Origin of the sequence: Acinetobacter sp. RUH 2624 (assembly GCF_000162375.2) — a bacterium.
In the GTDB taxonomy this organism is placed as follows: Bacteria; Pseudomonadota; Gammaproteobacteria; order Pseudomonadales; family Moraxellaceae; genus Acinetobacter; species Acinetobacter nosocomialis.
Genome location: NZ_KI391939.1, coordinates 1,971,273 through 1,990,897, shown reverse-complemented (window position 1 = coordinate 1,990,897; position 19,625 = coordinate 1,971,273). Strand labels below are relative to the sequence as shown.

General features: G+C 38.4%; 16 protein-coding genes. 11 read left to right on the top strand and 5 right to left on the bottom strand.

Features of this window, described 5'->3' with window-relative positions; genetic code table 11:
- Positions 1-24: 24 nt before the first annotated feature.
- Both HMPREF0014_RS16025 and fabR read right to left on the bottom strand, forming a co-directional pair.
- Positions 25-1,041, bottom strand: coding sequence for an AI-2E family transporter (locus HMPREF0014_RS16025; RefSeq protein ID WP_002052593.1), 1,017 nt, complete (start codon positions 1,039-1,041; stop codon positions 25-27).
- Positions 1,042-1,209: 168 nt separating this feature from the next.
- Positions 1,210-1,905, bottom strand: a complete 696-nt coding sequence (fabR, locus tag HMPREF0014_RS16020; RefSeq protein WP_004707630.1) for an HTH-type transcriptional repressor FabR — start codon at positions 1,903-1,905, stop codon at positions 1,210-1,212.
- A 140-nt stretch (positions 1,906-2,045) separates the two neighbouring features.
- On the opposite strand from fabR, the gene HMPREF0014_RS16015 reads away from it, so the two are divergent.
- Both HMPREF0014_RS16015 and HMPREF0014_RS16010 read left to right on the top strand, forming a co-directional pair.
- Positions 2,046-3,116: a ferredoxin reductase gene (locus HMPREF0014_RS16015; RefSeq protein WP_004885957.1), complete on the top strand. Its 1,071-nt coding sequence runs from the start codon at positions 2,046-2,048 to the stop codon at positions 3,114-3,116.
- 12 nt (positions 3,117-3,128) lie between these two features.
- Positions 3,129-4,223: an acyl-CoA desaturase gene (locus tag HMPREF0014_RS16010; protein ID WP_002052591.1), complete on the top strand. Its 1,095-nt coding sequence runs from the start codon at positions 3,129-3,131 to the stop codon at positions 4,221-4,223.
- Between the two features lie 32 nt (positions 4,224-4,255).
- Here the strand turns inward: HMPREF0014_RS16010 and HMPREF0014_RS16005 are convergent, their stop codons facing one another.
- Positions 4,256-4,720 carry a hotdog fold domain-containing protein gene (locus tag HMPREF0014_RS16005; RefSeq protein WP_004885959.1) on the bottom strand — a complete coding sequence of 155 codons (465 nt, stop codon included), beginning with the start codon at positions 4,718-4,720 and terminating at the stop codon, positions 4,256-4,258.
- A 119-nt stretch (positions 4,721-4,839) separates the two neighbouring features.
- Here HMPREF0014_RS16005 and HMPREF0014_RS16000 point away from each other — a divergent pair, with 119 nt between their 5' ends.
- Entirely contained in the window at positions 4,840-5,472 is a 633-nt protein-coding gene (locus HMPREF0014_RS16000) for a TetR/AcrR family transcriptional regulator (protein WP_004885962.1), read from the top strand.
- 54 nt (positions 5,473-5,526) lie between these two features.
- Here HMPREF0014_RS16000 and HMPREF0014_RS15995 read toward each other — a convergent pair whose 3' ends face one another.
- The gene (locus HMPREF0014_RS15995; protein ID WP_002052708.1) at positions 5,527-6,231 is read right to left on the bottom strand and encodes an SIMPL domain-containing protein; all 705 of its coding nucleotides are present in this window, start codon (positions 6,229-6,231) and stop codon (positions 5,527-5,529) included.
- 467 nt (positions 6,232-6,698) lie between these two features.
- Between HMPREF0014_RS15995 and HMPREF0014_RS15990 the strand changes: the two genes are divergently transcribed.
- The 3 genes from HMPREF0014_RS15990 (at position 6,699) to HMPREF0014_RS15980 (ending at position 11,323) form a co-directional block, all read left to right on the top strand.
- Positions 6,699-8,072 (top strand): diaminobutyrate--2-oxoglutarate transaminase, encoded by a 1,374-nt coding sequence (locus HMPREF0014_RS15990; RefSeq protein WP_002052610.1) that lies wholly within the window; start codon positions 6,699-6,701, stop codon positions 8,070-8,072.
- 2 nt (positions 8,073-8,074) lie between these two features.
- Positions 8,075-9,607 carry an aspartate aminotransferase family protein gene (locus tag HMPREF0014_RS15985; protein WP_004707641.1) on the top strand — a complete coding sequence of 511 codons (1,533 nt, stop codon included), beginning with the start codon at positions 8,075-8,077 and terminating at the stop codon, positions 9,605-9,607.
- A gap of 285 nt (positions 9,608-9,892) precedes the next feature.
- Positions 9,893-11,323, top strand: coding sequence for an aldehyde dehydrogenase family protein (locus HMPREF0014_RS15980; protein WP_004885965.1), 1,431 nt, complete (start codon positions 9,893-9,895; stop codon positions 11,321-11,323).
- A gap of 71 nt (positions 11,324-11,394) precedes the next feature.
- On the opposite strand, the gene HMPREF0014_RS15975 is transcribed toward HMPREF0014_RS15980, so the two are convergent.
- Positions 11,395-11,880: an Lrp/AsnC family transcriptional regulator gene (locus HMPREF0014_RS15975; RefSeq protein ID WP_004885973.1), complete on the bottom strand. Its 486-nt coding sequence runs from the start codon at positions 11,878-11,880 to the stop codon at positions 11,395-11,397.
- Positions 11,881-12,014: 134 nt separating this feature from the next.
- On the opposite strand from HMPREF0014_RS15975, the gene HMPREF0014_RS15970 reads away from it, so the two are divergent.
- The 5 genes from HMPREF0014_RS15970 to pstA all read left to right on the top strand — a co-directional run bounded on the left by HMPREF0014_RS15970 (position 12,015) and on the right by pstA (position 19,616).
- Entirely contained in the window at positions 12,015-13,736 is a 1,722-nt protein-coding gene (locus HMPREF0014_RS15970; RefSeq protein WP_004885974.1) for a thiamine pyrophosphate-binding protein, read from the top strand.
- Positions 13,737-13,875: 139 nt separating this feature from the next.
- Positions 13,876-15,255, top strand: a complete 1,380-nt coding sequence (locus HMPREF0014_RS15965; protein ID WP_002052892.1) for an amino acid permease — start codon at positions 13,876-13,878, stop codon at positions 15,253-15,255.
- Positions 15,256-15,710: 455 nt separating this feature from the next.
- On the top strand, positions 15,711-16,742 hold the full coding sequence (locus HMPREF0014_RS15960) for a substrate-binding domain-containing protein (RefSeq protein ID WP_004707648.1): 1,032 nt from the start codon (positions 15,711-15,713) through the stop codon (positions 16,740-16,742).
- A 100-nt stretch (positions 16,743-16,842) separates the two neighbouring features.
- A complete protein-coding gene (gene pstC, locus HMPREF0014_RS15955) occupies positions 16,843-18,222 on the top strand; it encodes a phosphate ABC transporter permease subunit PstC (protein WP_004707651.1) in 1,380 nt (459 codons plus the stop codon).
- Positions 18,219-19,616, top strand: coding sequence for a phosphate ABC transporter permease PstA (pstA, locus tag HMPREF0014_RS15950; protein ID WP_004885980.1), 1,398 nt, complete (start codon positions 18,219-18,221; stop codon positions 19,614-19,616). The genes pstC and pstA overlap by 4 nt, the downstream gene beginning before the upstream one ends.
- The last annotated feature ends 9 nt before the right edge of the window (positions 19,617-19,625 follow it).

Below are 19,625 nucleotides of genomic sequence, written 5' to 3'. Positions count from 1 at the left end.
GCTTTTTTATTGAGTAAAATTTAATTAAATCATTCTGGCATCTTTTAATTCTAGTTTTAAATACGCATAAAAGATTGGTGCTGCAATCAATCCACCTAAACCAAAAATTGACTCAAAAATTAACATTGCCAATAAAATTTCCCATGCATTGGCATTAATTTTATGTCCAATAATTTTCGCATTAATAAAATATTCTAACTTATGTACTAATACGAGATAGAGCAGAGCAACGCCTGCTAGACCGAGTGAAACCGTCAATGCAGCAATAAAAGTGAGCGTATTTGAAATTAAGTTGCCTAAAATTGGAATGAGACCAAACAAAAAAGTAAGAATGGTTAAGGTTTTGGCGAAAGGGAGGTGAACACCCCAAATCGGCAATATTACAAATGCAAATAATATAAAGAGCAGCGTATTAATTGCTGAAATTTTAATTTGAGCAAAAACGACGTTTCTAAAAGAAATTGATAACTTTTGAATACGTTGAATGAGTAAAGACTTAAATATAGGCTGTGGTGTTCGACGGTGAAAGCCATGAATAGCTACCAAAATACCAATAATAAGGCCCATAATCATCGTTACGAAGTTATGTAAGATATCGGAACTGGCATTTTTTAATGTCGTCACGTTATCTTTCATAAACGCAAAAATTTCATCTTTTAGTTCTGTAACGCTGTCTGGAATATAACCGGGAAGATATTTGCCAATTTCGGTTTGTAAGTGTAATAGCGTTTGATCGACTTTATTGTTGATATTATGGATACCTACACCTTTTAAGTCATAAACCACAAAGCTAATTAAACTTGTAATGAAAAAGGCGATGAGTGAAACCGTGATAATACTGAGTAAAATACTAATAAAAATGCGGGCTCTTTGACCATCAATATAACGTTCAACAATAGAGCTTAAACTAATAATAATTTCATAAATGAGAAAGCCAGCAAAAAAGCTTGCTAAGAGATGCAAGGGGATAACCGAAAGCAAAAAAATGCCCATCAGAATATAACTTGCAATCAGGCTTTGACGATTACTCAAACTTTGCATGTGAATCCCTAAATATCGTGGGGAAATATGGGTATGTATTGCTAGAATAATAATTACTTATACTCTTGCATGTTGGTTGCTTCAATCTACGAATTATATTTTTATCAAGAAACTGGTATATCTGTATAAAAAATGGCTTGTAAAATCACAAACCATTTTATGTTGAATTTATCGTATTTTTGCTTCGTCTAGATGACGGGCACCTTCTAAAATCATTCTTATCATAATCATGGTTTGTTCTGCGACTTCTGCACGTTGATGAACCGGAAGATCAATCACCTTAGCACCCATATGAAATACAAGTTGCGTAATTGCTTTTGCAACGAGTTCTGGATGGTATAGATGGTTGTTGTTTAATCGCTCTAGACGGATTAAATCTTCTTGTAGTTCTTGCTGGAAGAAGTTGAGCTGGCGGTCTACAGCAGCTTTATAAGATGCAGAACCTGTAAAACCTTCGCGTAACAATAAACTTAAATTACCTTCATCTGCATCAAGCTGCTGAAGAAAAATCTCTACAGAACTACGAATAATACTGTCTTGAAAAGATGCCCGTAGACGAGCTTGACGAATAATCTTACGTAAAACGATACCTGCACGGTCAATGAGTGAAATGGCTAATTCATCAATATCTTTAAAGTGGCGATAAAAGCTGTTTGGTGCGATACCAGCTTCTCTCGCAACTTCACGTAAGCTGAGTGAGGCGATACTTTTTTGTGGACCAATCAGGTTAAGTGCAGCCTGAAAAAGTTCCTCTTTAGTAATCGTCGCTTTTCTTCCAACAGAACGCGTTACTGTTTTTATTTCAATGACATCTTGTGAAGAGCTTGTGTCATTTTGGCTCTGAGAAAGTGAGGTTTGGGTCATGCTTTTCAATATATTCTTAAACTCTCTGGATTATAGCGTTAGACAAGGAACTTGTGAAATTGTAATTAAAAGTACGGGTGTATATACAAATATATATACATGTGTATAATAATTAAAAAAGAGCGACAGAGCCCTCAGTTATGCAAGCAATCGAAAAGAGAAATTCTCTATTCAATTCATTAACACAAGCCGTATTTGATAAAGATATGGCGAGTTTCTGGCTACAAAAAATAAATCCCTTATGGTCTGTACAGCACGGACTCGTTCAAATTGTAAAAAAAGAATTCGTAGCTCATGACACTGTGAGCCTTACTTTAAAATGCAACCGTTTGGTCAAAATGGGAGCAGCAGGTCAGCATCATCCAGTGATTGTTGAAATTGCGGGCCGCCGTTATGAACGTACTTATAGCTTGACACAAATCGATGCAGAGCACTTACGTTTAACCGTTAAAAAAGTTGCTGATGGTGTTGTTAGTAATTGGTTCATTGCTGAAAGTAAGATTGGTGATATTTTTGAGCTTGGTCAACCTTATGGTGATATGCAACAAAATATCCAGACACCAAAATTAATTATGTTAGCTGCTGGTAGTGGTATTACACCAATGTTGAGCTTAATCACAGCAATTAAGCAAAGCCAGCAATTAGAAAAAGTGCAGGTTCAGCTTTTATATTGGGTAAAACAGCGTTCTGATGCTGCTTTTACAGAGTATTTCGAGCAAGTGGCTGAACAAAACCCAAATTTCAGCTATCAGGTGTTTTACACACAAGAAACACCAAATGATGAGCGCTTAAATGCTGAACATCTTGCTTTGGTTGATGATATTGAAAAAAGCACGGTCTACGCATGTGGTCCATCTGGCTTTGTTTCAACTGTCGAAGAGCTTTTTGAAAAAGCACCAGCCGTGCTTACTGAAGCGTTTAGTTTAAGCAATGCAAGTTCTGCAGATGATGTCGGTTATGTGAATGTCACATTAACTCAGTCTAATAAAGTGATTGCAATTCCTAAGGGACAATCGATTTTGGTGAGCCTTGAGCATGAAGGTGTTAAGCCAACACACGGTTGCCGTATGGGAATTTGTAATAAATGTGTTTGTAGTAAAACGCAAGGTTCTACACGTAACCTACTAAACGGTAGTCAAAATACAGAACCAAGCCAGTTACTTAAAATTTGTGTGAATTCAGCACAATCCGATCTAGTTATTGATCTTTAAGAGAGACCTCTTATGAATATGCCAGTGAAAGTCGAATATTTTAAAAATCCTAAAAATCGCGATTTGACTCCAGCAGAACTTGAAGCATTTGCAAAAGAGCTTGACCAGATCAAACAAGAAGTATTGGATGATTTGGGTGAAAAAGACGCAAAATATATCCGTCGTGTTTATGCTGCAGTTCGCTATAGCAGTCTTTTAGGACGAGCATGCTTATTCGCAGGTTGGTTCCCACCAGCATGGATTTTGGGTACAGGTCTATTAGGTTTCTCTAAAATTATGGAGAACATGGAACTTGGTCATAATGTTATGCATGGTCAATATGACTGGATGAATGATCCAAAATTTAATGGCCAAACTTATGAGTGGGACACGGTAGGAACATCTGATAACTGGCGCCAAACTCATAACTATAAACATCATACTTATACCAATATTAAAGGTATTGATGATGATATTGGTTATGGCTTACTCCGTTTATTCCCAGAGCAACGTTGGAAACCAGGGTTTTTACTGCAACCGATTTATAGTATTCCATTTTGCTTATTGTTCCAGTGGGGCGTAGCAATTCAGAATCTTGAAATTGGGCGTGTGCTTTATAAACGTAAGACCAAGGCACAATTTTTAGAAGAGTTAAAACCAGTGAATAAAAAAATTGGTAAGCAACTTTTTAAAGACTATGTTTTCTTCCCTCTCATTGCAGGGCCAGCAGCTTTACCAGTATTTACGGGTAACTTAGTCGCTAATGGTCTTCGTAATATCTGGACATTCAGTATTATTTTCTGTGGTCACTTCACAAAAGATGCAGAAGTATTTCCAAAATCTGTTTTACAAGAAGAAAGCCGTGGACACTGGTATATGCGCCAAATTCGTGGTTCTTCTAACTTAACAGGTTCAGAAGCATTTCATATTTTGTCTGGTCACTTAAGTCATCAAATCGAACATCACTTATTCCCAGATATTCCTGCTCGTCGTTATCGTCAAATGGCTCCAAAAGTTGAAGCAGTTTGTAAAAAATATGGTTTGAACTATAACAATGCCAGCTTTGTTAAACAGTTCGGTCAAGTGGTTGGGCGTATTGCAAAATATGCTTTCCCATTTAAAAAATAATATGAAAAAGCCCTGAGAGTTCAGGGCTTTTTTTATTTCTTTTTAGAAATCCACATCGTAATAGTGGCATGGAATACCTTGTCTTTGTGAGTGTCGTAAACATCTACATTAACTAAATATTCTCTAGCCTTTTCCCAGTCATAATTCGCGTGTACAGGCGCCGCTACAGCAATAAGGTCTGTTTCTGCCTTTTTTAAATATTCAACAGTCATGCCTTTTGGAATCCAGCGATGAGTAGAAGGGACAGTAACTTCTGTCATTGTTCCACCCGCCAGTTCAGCCATATTACACATGGCAATTGCATGTACTGTTCCAATATGGTTAAGCACAGAACGCTTCTTTTTGATGGAAATTTCACAATAATTTGGCTTTAGCTCAATAAAAAGAGGTGAAATACTGCCGAAATAGGGTGCTTTTAGGCACAGCATGCGAGAGAAAGTCCACTTTCCTTTAGGAAAAGCACTGACTTTATTCCAGAGTTCTAATGTTGTTGCCATAATTAATTTTCCTTTAATTTGAAAATACAGAATATTATTCTGTTAAAGAATATAGTTCTGTTTACAAATATGCGTCAAGTCATTCAAAATAACTCCGATGACTGGTCAGAGAATACAAAATGGTGTCTGCTCAAAATTTATTAGAACGTTTGTATCCCGGAAGAAGGGCTGCGTTAAAACGACAAATATTGTTAGATGCTTTAGATTGTTTTTTAGAGCATGGCATTGAAGCGACCAGCATTGAAATGATTCGTGCCAAATCAGAAACGAGTGTTGGAGCGGTTTACCACCATTTTAAAAATAAAGAAGGAATAGTCGCGGCTTTATTTTTTTCAGCTTTAGATGATCAGACAGCATTAAGAGATGAATATTTAAAACAGGTCAAAACATTACAAGAGGTGGTATTTGGTTTAATTCATAGTTATGTAGACTGGGTAAGTGAACAACCCGAATTTGCAAAATTCTTAATTACTGCTCATTTCAATATTATGCAAGGGGAAGAACAGCAACAACTTGCTCAAAAAAATAAAAGTAGAAACAAAAAGATATTCAGTTTAATTTCAGATTTTGAAGAATTTAAAGCTTTCCATATGATTCCACATGAACTTTTGCTGTCACTGGTCATTGGTTCTACAGAAAGTTATTGTCGTGCGTGGTTATCACAACGTGTAAAGTCTGACCCTAAAATCTATAAAGACTTGTTAGCCAAAGCAGCATGGAGTTCATTGCAAGATTTATGTTTAGAACAATAATGTGGAGTATAAAAAAACCGCATTAAGAATGCGGTTTTTTAGTTTGAAAAATAATTATTTAAACTGGATTGAACCATTTGCATTTACGGTAATTTTAGACTCACCAGCAGCCATATCTTGAGCTGGGGCTGCAGCTTCGGCCAGCGCAAATTTAGCCATACTTGCACGCATTACAGGCTGAGGAAAATAGTTATTCGTGTTTAGGTTTAGATTAACTAACGTGTATTGGCTCTTATTCCAAGCTTGAGTCAACATTTGAGCACGTTGCTGGAAGCTTTTAGATGCTTCAACCATTAACTCATTTTCAACTTTTTTACGTTGCTCATCTGAAACACTAAAATTAATGGATTGAGTTTGAAAGCTTTGCTGTAACTCATTAATTAATTGGCTTGCTGCTTTAAAATCTTTACTTTCTAAACGGATTTCTGCACGGCCACGCCATTCTTTTAATTTGTTACTGTCATTGTCATAAATTGGATAAGTGCTTTGAGCACCGGTTTCCACTTTTACCTGTGGATATTTGCGTGAAGTCGCCAGTGCTTGATTCATTAACTGGTTAATTTGATTTGAAAGTTCAGCAGGCTGCTTGTTACTTTTTTCAATATATAACGTTGCATGCATTTCATCGTTAGATACCTGACGAGAAGCTTCAGCTTGAACATTTACAATATTGTAGTGAAGTGCATTATCATCTTGGGCAAAAACCATAGGGCTGAGTACCGTACCAAGGAGAAGAGTAGATATTGCTAAAGTACGCATAAATTTATCCTTTAAAAATTAATATAAATTTAATTTTTTTTCATTAAGAAATGTTAAACATAAGTTATGCATAACTTTTGCAGATTTTGTGGGGTATTTGTAATATTTAAATCAAGTTTTTTGATTTTTGGTGCAGACAAAAGCTTTAAAAAATAAAAACTTAAAAATAAAGTATTTCAATGTAACTTAAAAAATCAAACTAATATAAAAAAAGAATATTTTCTTTAGGTTGTCACATAGTATGATGATAATTCATCATAACTATTGGGATAATACATTTTTTCAATAAGATTAGATGAGTAAAGTACACAAAAGACGTTTTTTTTCTTGCAAAATTAGGTATCATCGCGCTCCTAGTTACAAGATATAAAATATGTGTCTTCGCTAGTTCTATAAAGCACCGAGTCAAAGGACCAAAAGTCACCAGACTTATTTCTTTCTACCCTTATCAGAGATGGTAATCCGATATGAGCGTTACTTCTGTCAACCCTGCCACTAATGCTACTAACGAATATTATTTGACTCGCCAAAGTCAAATGGAATCGAATGTTCGTAGCTATCCACGTAAATTACCGTTAGCGATAGCGAAAGCACAAGGTTGCTGGGTTACTGATGTTGAAGGTACACAGTACCTTGATTGTTTAGCTGGGGCAGGTACATTGGCTTTAGGTCATAATCATCCTGCGGTGATTCAAAGTATTCAAGACACATTGGCAAGTGGTTTGCCATTGCATACTTTAGACTTAACCACACCTTTAAAAGATGCGTTTACTGAAGCGTTGTTAGCATATTTACCAGGTGGTAAAGAAGAGTATTGCTTACAGTTCTGTGGTCCTGCTGGTGCAGATGCGACTGAAGCAGCAATTAAACTTGCTAAGACTTACACTGGTCGTAGTTCAGTAATCAGTTTCTCTGGTGGTTATCATGGTATGACCCATGGTTCACTAGCAATGACTGGTAACTTAAGTGCGAAAAATGCAGTTAATGGTTTAATGCCAGGCGTACAATTCATGCCATATCCGCATGAATATCGCTGCCCACTTGGTTTAGGTGGTGAAGCTGGTGTTGATGCTTTAACTTACTATTTTGAAAACTTTATTGAAGATGTTGAAAGCGGTGTAACTAAGCCGGCTGCTGTCATTCTTGAAGCAATTCAGGGTGAAGGCGGTGTTGTTACAGCTCCAGTAAAATGGTTGCAAAAAATCCGTGAAGTAACTGAAAAGCACAACATCGTTTTAATTTTAGACGAAGTTCAAGCTGGCTTTGCACGTTCAGGCAAAATGTTTGCATTTGAACATGCAGGTATTGAACCTGATGTTGTTGTAATGTCTAAAGCAGTAGGTGGTGGTTTACCACTTGCAGTATTAGGTATTAAACGTAAATTTGATGCTTGGCAGCCTGCTGGTCATACGGGTACTTTCCGTGGTAACCAACTTGCTATGGGTACTGGTCTTGTCGTATTAAAAACGATTAGCGAACAAAATCTTGCTCAAAATGCGCAAGAGCGTGGTGACTTCTTACAAGCTGAATTGAAAAAATTAGCTACTGAATTCCCATGTATCGGTAACGTACGTGGCCGTGGTTTAATGATCGGCGTTGAAATCGTTGACGAGCGTAAACCTGCTGACCGTATCGGTTCTCATCCTGCTGACTCTCAGTTAGCAGCTGCGATCCAGACTGCTTGCTTTAACAACAAGTTATTGCTTGAAAAAGGCGGTCGTAACGGTACAGTAATTCGTTTACTTTGCCCACTCATCATTACTCAAGAAGAGTGTGTTGAAGTAATTGCCCGCTTCAAGAAAGCAGTTGCAGAAGCATTGGTTGCAGTACGAGGCGCTTAAATATGGTGGATTTTGCAGAACATCGTAAAGCGTTACTCTGCAATGATGCACAATCCATTGCTGACTATGAGTCAGCAATGGGCGAAGCGGTAAAAGCCGTTTCAGCATGGTTGCAAAATGAAAAAATGTACACAGGCGGTAGCATTAAAGAATTGCGTTCAGCAATTTCTTTCCAACCTTCAAAAGAAGGTATGGGTGTACAACAATCTCTTCAACGTATGATTGAGCTTTTCTTAAATAAAAGCTTGAAAGTACACCATCCACATTCATTAGCGCATTTACACTGCCCAACTATGGTGATGAGCCAGATCGCGGAAGTGTTAATCAATGCAACTAACCAGTCTATGGACTCATGGGATCAAAGCCCGGCAGGTTCATTAATGGAAGTTCAGCTGATTGATTGGTTGCGTCAAAAAGTAGGTTATGGTTCTGGTCAGGCAGGTGTTTTCACTTCTGGCGGTACTCAATCTAACTTGATGGGTGTGTTGCTTGCTCGTGACTGGTGCATTGCGAAAAACTGGAAAGACGAAAATGGTAATCCATGGTCTGTACAGCGTGATGGTATTCCAGCTGAAGCAATGAAAAACGTCAAAGTCATTTGTTCTGAAAATGCGCATTTCTCTGTGCAAAAGAACATGGCAATGATGGGCATGGGCTTCCAGTCAGTTGTAACTGTACCTGTGAATGAAAATGCTCAGATGGATGTTGATGCTCTTGAAAAAACGATGGCGCATCTTCAAGCTGAAGGTAAAGTTGTTGCTTGTGTTGTTGCGACAGCAGGTACAACCGATGCTGGTGCAATTGATCCATTGAAGAAAATTCGTGAAATCACAACGAAATATGGTTCATGGATGCACATCGATGCTGCATGGGGCGGTGCACTGATCTTGTCAAATGACTATCGTGCAATGCTAGATGGTATTGAGTTGTCTGACTCGATCACCCTCGACTTCCATAAGCATTACTTCCAAAGCATTAGCTGTGGTGCGTTCTTGTTAAAAGACGAAGCGAACTATCGTTTCATGCACTATGAAGCTGAGTACTTGAACTCTGCTTATGACGAAGAACATGGTGTACCTAACCTTGTGTCTAAGTCATTACAAACGACTCGTCGTTTTGATGCATTAAAATTGTGGATGACAATTGAATCTCTAGGTGAAGACCTATATGGTTCAATGATTGACCATGGTGTAAAACTGACTCGTGAAGTTGCAGATTACATCAAGGCAACTGACGGTTTAGAGCTTTTAGTTGAACCACAATTTGCTTCGGTATTGTTCCGTGTTGTTCCAGAAGGTTATCCAGTTGAGTTTATCGATAGCTTAAATCAAAACGTAGCAGACGAATTGTTTGCACGTGGTGAAGCAAATATCGGTGTAACAAAAGTTGGTAATGTACAGTCATTGAAAATGACTACATTAAGCCCTGTTGTAACATTTGAAAATGTTAAAAACCTTTTAGCTCAAGTATTGGCTGAAGCTGACCGCATTAAAGATGCGATTGCTTCTGGTAATTACGTACCACCAATCGACTAATTGAGTTGATACTAAAAAAGCTCGGTTTATTGCCGGGCTTTTTTATTACATATTATTTTTATTAAAAGTGTGCATCGGAAAAGACTAATATGCACAAAATATGCATATTTTCAAAAAACAAAAATAATTATGCATGATTTATGGGGAGCAAATTTCTTATTGTATTGGTAGGTTCCAGATATTTTGGGTTGTATTGATATATCAATATCGCACTTACTTTAAATAATCCCGCTTTAACTGAAAAAAGTAAGTGGCTGTAATTACAATTAAGACAAGGAAGAAGAAATGCAACAAGCGAATATGCTCAATGAATTTAAACTCATTATTGGCGGTCAACGTTGTTCAGGTGAGCAAGGTGAACTAGAAATTCTTAACCCTGCTACTGGCTTAACTGCTGCACGTTGTGCAAAAGCATCAGTTGCGCAGGTGAACCAGGCAGTGAGTGCAGCTAAACAGGCATCTAAAGCTTGGCAACAAGTCTCGCACGATGAACGTAAATCAATCTTAAATAAAATTGCAGATGGCATTGAAAAGCACGCTGAAATGCTCGCAGAGCTGGTTGTCCTTGAACAAGGTAAACCACTGGCACTTGCACAAATGGAAGTGCAGGGTGCAATTGGCTGGACGCGTCATGCGGCTTCTATGGATTTACCGGTAGAAGTAATTGAAGACAGTGAAACTAAGCGTATTGAGCGCCATCGCCAACCATTGGGTGTAGTGGCTTCAATTACGCCATGGAACTGGCCACTCATGATTGCAGTTTGGCACATCATGCCTGCATTGCGTGCTGGTAATGTTGTGATTAGCAAACCTTCTGAATACACACCACTATCGACTTTACGTTTATGTGAAATCATCCAGCAAGAAGTTCCGGCAGGTGTAATCTCAATTGTGGTTGGAGCTGGTGAGATTGGCGAAGCATTATCTTCTCATCCAGATGTACAAAAAGTCGTGTTTACTGGCTCAACTCGAACTGGTCAGCACATTATGGCTGGTGCAGCTCAACAGCTAAAACACTTAACTTTAGAGTTGGGTGGTAATGATGCTGGTATTGTATTACCAGATGCAAATATCGATGAAATTGCATCTAAGATTTTTAATATGGCGTTCTTAAACGCTGGTCAAACATGTGCGGCATTAAAGCGTTTATATGTACATGAAAGCCAATATGAGGCTTTATCTCAAAAGTTAGCTGATATTGCCAACGCTCAAGTGGTGGGAGATGGTATGGCATCTTCTACAACATTTGGTCCAGTACAAAACCAAATGCAATATAACAAGGTGAAAGCTCTTATTGCTGAAGCGATTGAACAAGGTGCAAAAGCACTTTCTGGACAACAACAGCTACCAGAGCAAGGCTACTTTATTGCGCCAACTATTTTGACTGAAGTTTCTGACTCTTGTCGCGTGGTGCAAGAGGAGCAGTTTGGTCCAGTGTTGCCTGTTTTAAAATATACCGATATCAGTGATGCAATTGCCCGTGCCAATGACAGTGAGTTTGGTTTGGGTGGTTCAATTTGGTCTTCTGATCTTAAAGCTGCACAGACCTATGCTACACAGCTTCAATGTGGAACGGTTTGGATTAACACCCATGCAGAAGTGCTACCTCATGCACCTTTTGGTGGCTGGAAAATGTCTGGCTTAGGCGCTGAGTTTGGTTTAGAAGGTTTGCTTGAAAATACTATTGGGCAAACGGTCCATATCAGTAAAGTCTAAATGTTAATTTTAAGGCGGATCTAGTATCCGCCTTTTTATTTTCACCGATATGGTAGAAAGACTTCGCTTATTTATTGGGAGTGATGATAGCTCAGGCTTTTAGGTTTAATTAAAAAATGATTCTGTTCTTTAATTTTTTTCAGAACAATGTAAGACTTTATGTGACCTATAAAATTATAAGAAAGCAATCTTTCAGTCACAAATTGAGAAAGCTGTTCTAAGTTTTCAGCAACAACTTTTAAAATAAAATCCGCATCGCCACTAATTGAAAAAGCATCCTGAATGTTATCTTCAGCTTCAATCAGCTCTTGAAAAGCTTGTTGTGATTTTGCCTCGTGTGTTCTTAAATTTATGTGAATCATTGCTGTAACTTCAAGCCCTAGCGCCTGTTGCTGGATGCGTGCCGTGTAGCCAAGAATCACGCCTTTTTGCTCAAGCAATTGACGTCGTCTTGAACATTGAGAAGCAGATAAACCGATTAAATCTCCAATTTCCTGATTGGTGAGTCGTCCATTCTTTTGTAGTGCCTGAATGATTTGCCAGTCGAACTTATCCATTGCATAAAATCCTTTTATGATACACAAATCATGTATTTTTATTAAAATGCGTTTTCATTATGCACGAAATCTAAAAGATAGATGAAATATTATTTTTCTATGGAATAAAAATTGGTCTCAAAGGATATAGAGCAATGTTCATAGAAATTGGTGAATTTTTAAATCTTCGTCTAAAACAAATGGGTATCCAACATCTTTTTGGTGTACCTGGTGATTTTAACCTCTCATATCTAGAACAAGTTGAAGCAGACCCACAACTCGAATTTATTGGAAATTGTAATGAATTAAATGCTGCCTATGCAGCAGACGGTTATGCGCGAATTAACGGTTTTTCTGCCTTGGCTACGACTTATGGTGTAGGTGACTTAAGTGCCATTAATGGTATTGCTGGTGCCTATGCAGAAAATGTACCTCTTATTCATATCTCAGGTATTCCACCTTTACATGCAGTACAAAAGGGCACTTTAATTCACCACACGCTTGTTGATGGTAACTATGACAATATTATGAACTGTATGAAAGAGTTCACAGTTGCCCAAACTCGTTTAACTCCTGCAAATGCAGCTTCTGAAATTGATCGTGTGTTACGTCAGTGTTTCCTTGAACGCCGTCCTGTACACATCCAACTACCTGGTGATATTACTCACGTTAAAATTGAAGTGTCTGAGCGTCCGCTCGACCTAAGTTATCCAGCTGTTGAGCCTGAATTATTGCAAAGTGTGGTGAGCAAACTTTGTGACATTATTGAGAATGCTCAAAGTCCAGCGCTTTTAATTGATAATGAAGCTTCAGTTTTTGGTGTAACTTCACTTTTAAATGATTTGTCTCAAAAATGCTCAATTCCATTTGCAGGTATGAATACTGCAAAAAATATTATGGATGAAGGTTCACCACGCTACATTGGTACTTATGTTGGTGGGGCGAGCCAACCGCATGTGAAAAATATCATTGAACAATCTGACTGTTTAATTGGTATTGGCGCGCGCTTTACCGATGTAGGCTCAGCTGTATTTACTCATCAAATTGAGACCAGGAACTACATCGAAATTAAATCTTATGGCTTAAATATTTTTGGTCAGGATTTTCCGGGTATTGAAATTGGACAATTACTTGTTGAGCTAAATAAAAAAGTTGCGCCACGTAAATCGTCAGTTCCCCTTCTTGAAAAACAACCTCAGAAAGTAGTTGAAGCGCCAGCTCAACAGAGACTAAGCCAAGATGTGCTTTGGAACTACATTTCAGGTTTCTTAAAAGAAGATGATGTGATTATTGGGGAAGTCGGGACATCAAACTCTGCTTTGTCAGGTATAAAACTGCCTGCTACAGCTAAATATATTGCACAGCCACTTTGGGGTTCTATTGGTTACACCTTACCTGCTTTGCTTGGTAGTTTGTTAGCTGCCCCTGAACGCCGTCAAATTTTGTTTATTGGTGACGGTTCGTTCCAGCTTACGGTACAAGAGCTTTCTACAATTATCCGTCATGGTTTAAAACCAATTATTTTCTTGCTGAACAATGGCGGCTATACCATTGAGCGCTTAATTATGGGTGAAAACGCTGCCTATAACGACGTGCAAAACTGGAAATACACTGAAATTCCAGCGGTATTTAACGGTAAGAAAGGCCATACAACTTATGTGGTTGAAACTGCAGGACAGTTAAAGAGTGTTTTAGACAACGTTCAGCAAAATGACCAGTTAACTTTTATTGAATTAAAACTACCAGCAATGGATGCCCCGGTGAGTTTGAAAAAATTTGCTTCTGTGATTGCACGTTTTGATTACGGCGATCGTGGCTACGAAATTTTAAAGGAGCGTTCCCAACCTATTAAATGTAAGGATGCAAGCTCGTTTTAAATAGAAGATAGGACACGTTTTCTCAAAATTAAATGGACTCATATTAAAGCAATTTATGTCCGAAGGTCGGTTTCTGATCTTCGGATGTGGTGCTGAATAAAGGTGTACAGGAAGTGACACCAACATTGGAGATAATGTTATGGATGCAAACAATAAGCACGAGTTAAAACAAGGCTTATCCAATCGACATATTCAACTCATCGCACTCGGAGGGGCGATCGGAACTGGGTTATTCTTAGGTCTTTCTCAAACAATTAAATTGGCTGGTCCTTCAATTTTATTAGGATATGCAATTGCAGGAGTGATTGCCTTTTTAATTATGCGTCATTTAGGTGAAATGGTTGTTGAAGAACCGGTAAGTGGTTCTTTTAGTTATTTTGCGAACAAATACTGGGGCAAAATGGCTGGTTTTATGTCTGGTTGGAACTACTGGGTGTTGTATGTACTGGTAAGTATGGCCGAACTGAGTGCAATTGGTACGTTTATACAGTTCTGGTGGCCTGAAATTCCGACATGGATGACTGCATTATTTTTTTTTATTTTAATTAACGGCATTAACTTGGTAAATGTCCGCTTTTTTGGGGAATCCGAGTTCTTATTTTCCTGCATTAAAATTGTTGCGATTTTAAGTATGATTGGCTTCGGTGCTTATCTTTTACTTTCAGGCTCAGCAGGTCCGCAAGCGGGTGTTGCAAATTTATGGCAACACGGTGGTTTCTTTCCGCATGGTATTCATGGCTTTATTATGGCTTTGGCTGTGATTATGTTTGCATTTGGTGGTTTAGAGCTTATTGGTATTGCAGCGGCAGAAACCAAAAAACCTGAAACAACAATTCCAAAAGCAGTGAACCAGATTGTGTACCGCATCTTGATTTTTTATATCGGCGCAATTGGTATTCTTTTATGTCTTTATCCTTGGAATATGGTGGCAGAAGGTGGTAGTCCATTTGTCTTAATTTTCCAGTCCCTTAATAGTAATGGCGTTGCGAATGTTCTGAACTTTGTGGTCTTGATTGCTGCTATTTCGGTTTATAACAGTTGTATTTACTGTAATAGTCGTATGTTGCATGGTTTAGCAGAGCAGGGCAATGCGCCAGCAATTTTGAAAAAAGTAAATAGCCGTGGCATTCCAGTTCCGGCAGCAGTTGTGTCTGCATCAATCACAGCAGTCTGTGTGGTGGTGAACTATTTAATTCCTGGCCAAGCTTTTCAGCTCTTTATGATGTTAGTTGTTGCAGCGCTTGTCATTAACTGGCTCATGATTTCTGTAACGCATTTGAAATTTACTAAAGCAATGAAATTACAACGTCGTCAAACTAAGTTTCAAAGCATCATGAGCCCATGGAGTAACTATTTAACCATTAGCTTTGTATGTTTCATTCTTATTATTATGGCAATGACTCCAGATATGAGACTGGCTGTGATTTTGGGGCCGATCTGGCTTGCTGTTTTAGCCATTATGTATTTCTTGAAGTACCGTAAAAAAATGGTCCCAATGCCAGAAGTACAATCAAACTGATAAGCTTAATTTACGGTGATATTGCGGTTATCTGACAAAAAGCAGGTAACCGTTTATCTTTTTGTCATAATATTTTCATCTTTGAACGAAATAATTTTTTAAAAACAAATATGACATCTAAAAATTTGAGAAATGTGTCAAAAATTAAATTTGTAATAACAATTTATTAAATTCTTTAAGTTTTTATAATTTAAGAATAATTGTAAATTTGGTAATTGGGATGATTGTCATATTTAATATAAAAATTAGGTTCTCTAAGCCTTATAAAATAAGTTTAAATGCTTGATATAAAATAAAATTAAAAATGTGACAATGAACATTATAAAAATCATGAAAGCGTCATAATACTGTAACTTATTTGTCATATTTTCTATTCACAATGCAGCTATCGAAGAGCGTACAAGCACTAAACAAAAAGTGACGTACAACCTATTGCATTAATGAGAGAGAACAGAATGCGCTTAAATCCACGTCAAATCGCAATTGCGTTAGCAGTAACTGGGGCCGCTGTAACAACGACTGCAAATGCAGCTCGTGATACGATTCAAATTGCTGGTTCTTCAACTGTATTACCGTTTGCCAGCGTTGTAGCTGAAGAGTTTGGTAATACATTTCCTCAATTTAAAACTCCTGTTGTAGGTTCTGGTGGTTCTTCTGCTGGTTTAAAACAGTTCTGTCAAGGCGTTGGTGACAACACGATCGACGTTGCAAACGCTTCTCGTAAAATTAAAAGCACTGAAATTGAAGCTTGTAACAAAGCTGGTGTAAAACAAATTCAAGAAATCAAAATTGGTTATGACGGTATTGTATTCGCGTCTAGCTCACACAAAGCAGCTTATAAATTAAAACCTTACCATGTGTTTGCTGCTTTAGCTGCACAGTTGCCTTCAAAAGGTAAATTGGTTCCAAACCCATATACAAACTGGAATCAAATCGACAAATCACTTCCTAATGAACCTATTACACTTGTAATTCCTGCGTCTAACCACGGTACGCGTGAAGTTTTCCAAGAGAAAATGGTTGATGCTGGTTGTGAATCATACGAATACTTCAAAAACTTAGATAAAGATGCTCAGAAGAAAGCATGTTCGACTTTCCGTAAAGACGGTCGTGTCATTGAAATTGCTGGTGACTATACAGAAACTTTAGCTCGCTTAAAAACTTCTCCAAGTGCAGTAGGTGTGTTTGGTTTAAGCTTCTATGACATGAACCGTGACAAGTTACGTGTAGCATCAGTAAACAACGTACTTCCTTCTGAGAAAACTGTGTTAAACGGTACATATCCTGTATCTCGCCCATTATTCTTCTATGTGAAAGGCGAACACTTAAAATCAGTTAAAGGTTTACCACAGTATGTAGAATACTTCCTAAGCAAAAAAGCGACTGGTAAAGGTTCTAAAGCTGAGCGTGATGGCTTAATCGCGATGTCTGATGCAGAACGCGCTAAAGTCCTAGCTGACTTTAAAGCAGGTAAAACTGTTAAATAATTTGTTTTGAATAGGGGCTGGTGATCCCAAGTGATCATCAGCCTTTTTGTCTAACACGTTTTTCCCAAATTATGACAATTGAGAAAACAGTGGAGAATACATGAATCTGCTACTTATCGGTGTGTTGTTAGCCCTTGTGGCAATTGCATATCAACTTGGGCTGAGAAAAAGCCGTAACCTAGCAGGTAAGGGAAGCAACTCAGCGACATTACATTCTCGTCCTGGTTATTATGGCGCACTGGTTGGACTTTGGTGCGGTATCCCTGCTTTTTTAATTTTGATAATTTGGAACTTGGTTGAACCAAATATTTTAAATCATATTATCTTTAATAATATTCCAGCTTCTGTGTCAGCTTCTCTTGATGAAGCAGCAAGAAGTGTACTTGTTGATCGAGTTCAAGCGATTGCTTCTGGTTTTGGGGTAAGTGATCATCCAGCTGCTTATGAGTTGGCTGCTGCTCAGCAATATGCAAAATTTCAAACTATTGGCTCTTTTGCCAAATTTGCTGTTGTTGTTTGTGCTGCATTATTAGGTCTAGTCTGGGCAAAGAAAAAAATTAGCCAAGAATATCGTGCACGTAACCAAGTGGAACGTGCGATTAATGTTGGTTTGATCTTGTGTTCTGGCGTGGCAATTTTGACCACAATCGGCATTGTAATGTCGATGTTTGGCGAAGCAATGCACTTTTTCCATTTTGTAAGTCCAATCGACTTTTTCTTTGGTACAGAATGGAACCCCGGCTTTAGTACTTCAGGCAATGCCGAAGGTAGCTATGGGTTATTACCATTGCTATGGGGTACGCTCATGGTCAGTGGTATTGCCTTATTGGTTGCAGTACCGGTTGGCTTAATGATTGCCATTTATTTAGCTGAATATGCGTCACCATGGTTACGCTCATGGGCAAAACCAACGATTGAAGTTTTAGCGGGTATTCCAACAATTGTGTATGGTGTTTTTGCCATGATGATTATTGGTCCATTTTTTAAAGCTGTTGGTGCTCATGTCGGTATTGAAATTAATGCAACCAGTGCTTTGACTGCTGGTTTCGTAATGGGAATCATGATTATCCCGTTCGTTTCATCTTTATCTGATGACATTATTACTCAAGTACCTCGTGCACTTCGTGATGGTTCACTTGGACTTGGCGCAACTAAATCAGAAACAATTCGCCAAGTGGTTTTACCAGCAGCTTTACCGGGTATTACAGGGGCATTTTTATTGGCTGTATCGCGCGCCGTGGGGGAAACCATGATTGTGGTTTTGGCAGCGGGGAACAGTCCACTTCTACATGCAAATCCGTTTGAAGCTGTTTCGACAGTTACCGTAACCATCGTAAAACAGTTAACTGGCGATACCGATTTTGCAAGCCCACAGGCCTTGGTGGCATTTGCATTGGGTTTAACACTCTTTGTAATCACCTTGGGATTAAACATTGTTGCACTGTACATTGTGCGTAAATACCGTGAGCAATACGAATGAGTACATCAAATACATCGTCTCCTATGGATCAGAACGTATTTGATCCACAAGCTGCTGCTCAGGCACGTGATCGCCGTAAAAAAGTCATTGAAAAGTCATTGGCTAAACGTCATCGTAAAGAAAAAGCTTTCCGTATTGCTGGTTTATCAGCAGTGGTTATTGGCCTTGCATTCGTAGCGCTACTGTTTGGTAGTATTTTGGCAAAAGGTTTACCAGCTTTTTGGCAAACCAGTATGAATGTACCTGTTTACTTTGATCCTAAAGTGATTGATGCTGGTCCGTTGCCAGTACGTGCACAAGGTGAAACACCTGCTCATTACCAAGAACGTTATGTCGATTGGCAAACAAAAATGGGTATGGTGGATTGGGACAGCCTCATCGTAAATGGAATAGTTGCTAAAGACCCTTCACTTGAGTCACAACGTGATTCTTTACGTAGCCTTTACGCAAGCTCGGAAGCTTATCGTTTACGTGACATGGTATTTGCTGACCCATCACTTATTGGTAAAAAAGAGAATCTTACTTTCTTGGGTGATGCTAACGTAGATGTCTGGTTAAAAGGTAACATTGACCGTTCATTACCAGATGACCAGCAGCAGCTCGATCCGGAAATCCGTAAGCTTGCAGATGATTTGAAAGCAAAAGGTATTCTTGAAAATACGTTTAATACTAACTTATTTAAGAATCCGGATTCTCGTAGCTCACCAGCAATTAGTGGTCTTGCAGGCGCATTCATGGGTTCATTATTCATGATGTTGATTGTGATCATTATCTCGATCCCAATTGGTGTTGCCAGCGCTATCTATCTTGAAGAGTTTGCTTCAAAGAATTTTATTACCGACATCATTGAGGTCAACATTAATAACCTTGCTGCTGTTCCTTCAATTGTATTCGGTTTACTTGGTGCTGCAATTTTCATTGGCTGGATGCATTTACCATTATCAGCTCCATTTGTTGGTGGTTTGGTATTAAGTTTAATGACATTACCGACAGTCATTATTACAACACGTGCTTCTTTAAAAGCTGTACCTCCATCAATTCGACAAGCTGCTCTTGGTTTAGGGGCATCTAAAGTACAAACCGTTTTCCACCATGTTTTACCTTTGGCTATGCCGGGCATCATGACAGGTTCAATTATTGGTGTGGCACATGCTCTAGGTGAAACTGCACCGTTACTTTTAATCGGAATGAGTGCATTCGTTGCAAGTATTCCAACCACTCCATTTGATCAAGCAACTGCTTTACCTGTTCAAGTTTACTTATGGCAAGGTAATGAGTTGCGTAACTTCTTCGAAGGCCGTACAGCTGCTGCGATTATCGTACTCCTTGCATTAATGATTGGTTTAAACAGCCTTGCAATTTGGTTACGTAAAAAGTTCGAAGTGCGTTGGTAATAGAGGATA

Coding starts and splice junctions, on each gene's coding strand:
- HMPREF0014_RS16015 (WP_004885957.1), top strand. CDS start 2,046: ATGCAAGCAATCGAAAAGAGAAATTCTCTATTCAATTCATTAACACAA.
- HMPREF0014_RS15970 (WP_004885974.1), top strand. CDS start 12,015: ATGTTCATAGAAATTGGTGAATTTTTAAATCTTCGTCTAAAACAAATG.
- HMPREF0014_RS15990 (WP_002052610.1), top strand. CDS start 6,699: ATGAGCGTTACTTCTGTCAACCCTGCCACTAATGCTACTAACGAATAT.
- HMPREF0014_RS15960 (WP_004707648.1), top strand. CDS start 15,711: ATGCGCTTAAATCCACGTCAAATCGCAATTGCGTTAGCAGTAACTGGG.
- HMPREF0014_RS15995 (WP_002052708.1), bottom strand. CDS start 6,231: ATGCGTACTTTAGCAATATCTACTCTTCTCCTTGGTACGGTACTCAGC.
- HMPREF0014_RS16000 (WP_004885962.1), top strand. CDS start 4,840: ATGGTGTCTGCTCAAAATTTATTAGAACGTTTGTATCCCGGAAGAAGG.
- HMPREF0014_RS16010 (WP_002052591.1), top strand. CDS start 3,129: ATGAATATGCCAGTGAAAGTCGAATATTTTAAAAATCCTAAAAATCGC.
- pstC (WP_004707651.1), top strand. CDS start 16,843: ATGAATCTGCTACTTATCGGTGTGTTGTTAGCCCTTGTGGCAATTGCA.
- pstA (WP_004885980.1), top strand. CDS start 18,219: ATGAGTACATCAAATACATCGTCTCCTATGGATCAGAACGTATTTGAT.
- HMPREF0014_RS15985 (WP_004707641.1), top strand. CDS start 8,075: ATGGTGGATTTTGCAGAACATCGTAAAGCGTTACTCTGCAATGATGCA.
- HMPREF0014_RS16025 (WP_002052593.1), bottom strand. CDS start 1,041: ATGCAAAGTTTGAGTAATCGTCAAAGCCTGATTGCAAGTTATATTCTG.
- HMPREF0014_RS15980 (WP_004885965.1), top strand. CDS start 9,893: ATGCAACAAGCGAATATGCTCAATGAATTTAAACTCATTATTGGCGGT.
- HMPREF0014_RS15965 (WP_002052892.1), top strand. CDS start 13,876: ATGGATGCAAACAATAAGCACGAGTTAAAACAAGGCTTATCCAATCGA.
- fabR (WP_004707630.1), bottom strand. CDS start 1,905: ATGACCCAAACCTCACTTTCTCAGAGCCAAAATGACACAAGCTCTTCA.
- HMPREF0014_RS15975 (WP_004885973.1), bottom strand. CDS start 11,880: ATGGATAAGTTCGACTGGCAAATCATTCAGGCACTACAAAAGAATGGA.
- HMPREF0014_RS16005 (WP_004885959.1), bottom strand. CDS start 4,720: ATGGCAACAACATTAGAACTCTGGAATAAAGTCAGTGCTTTTCCTAAA.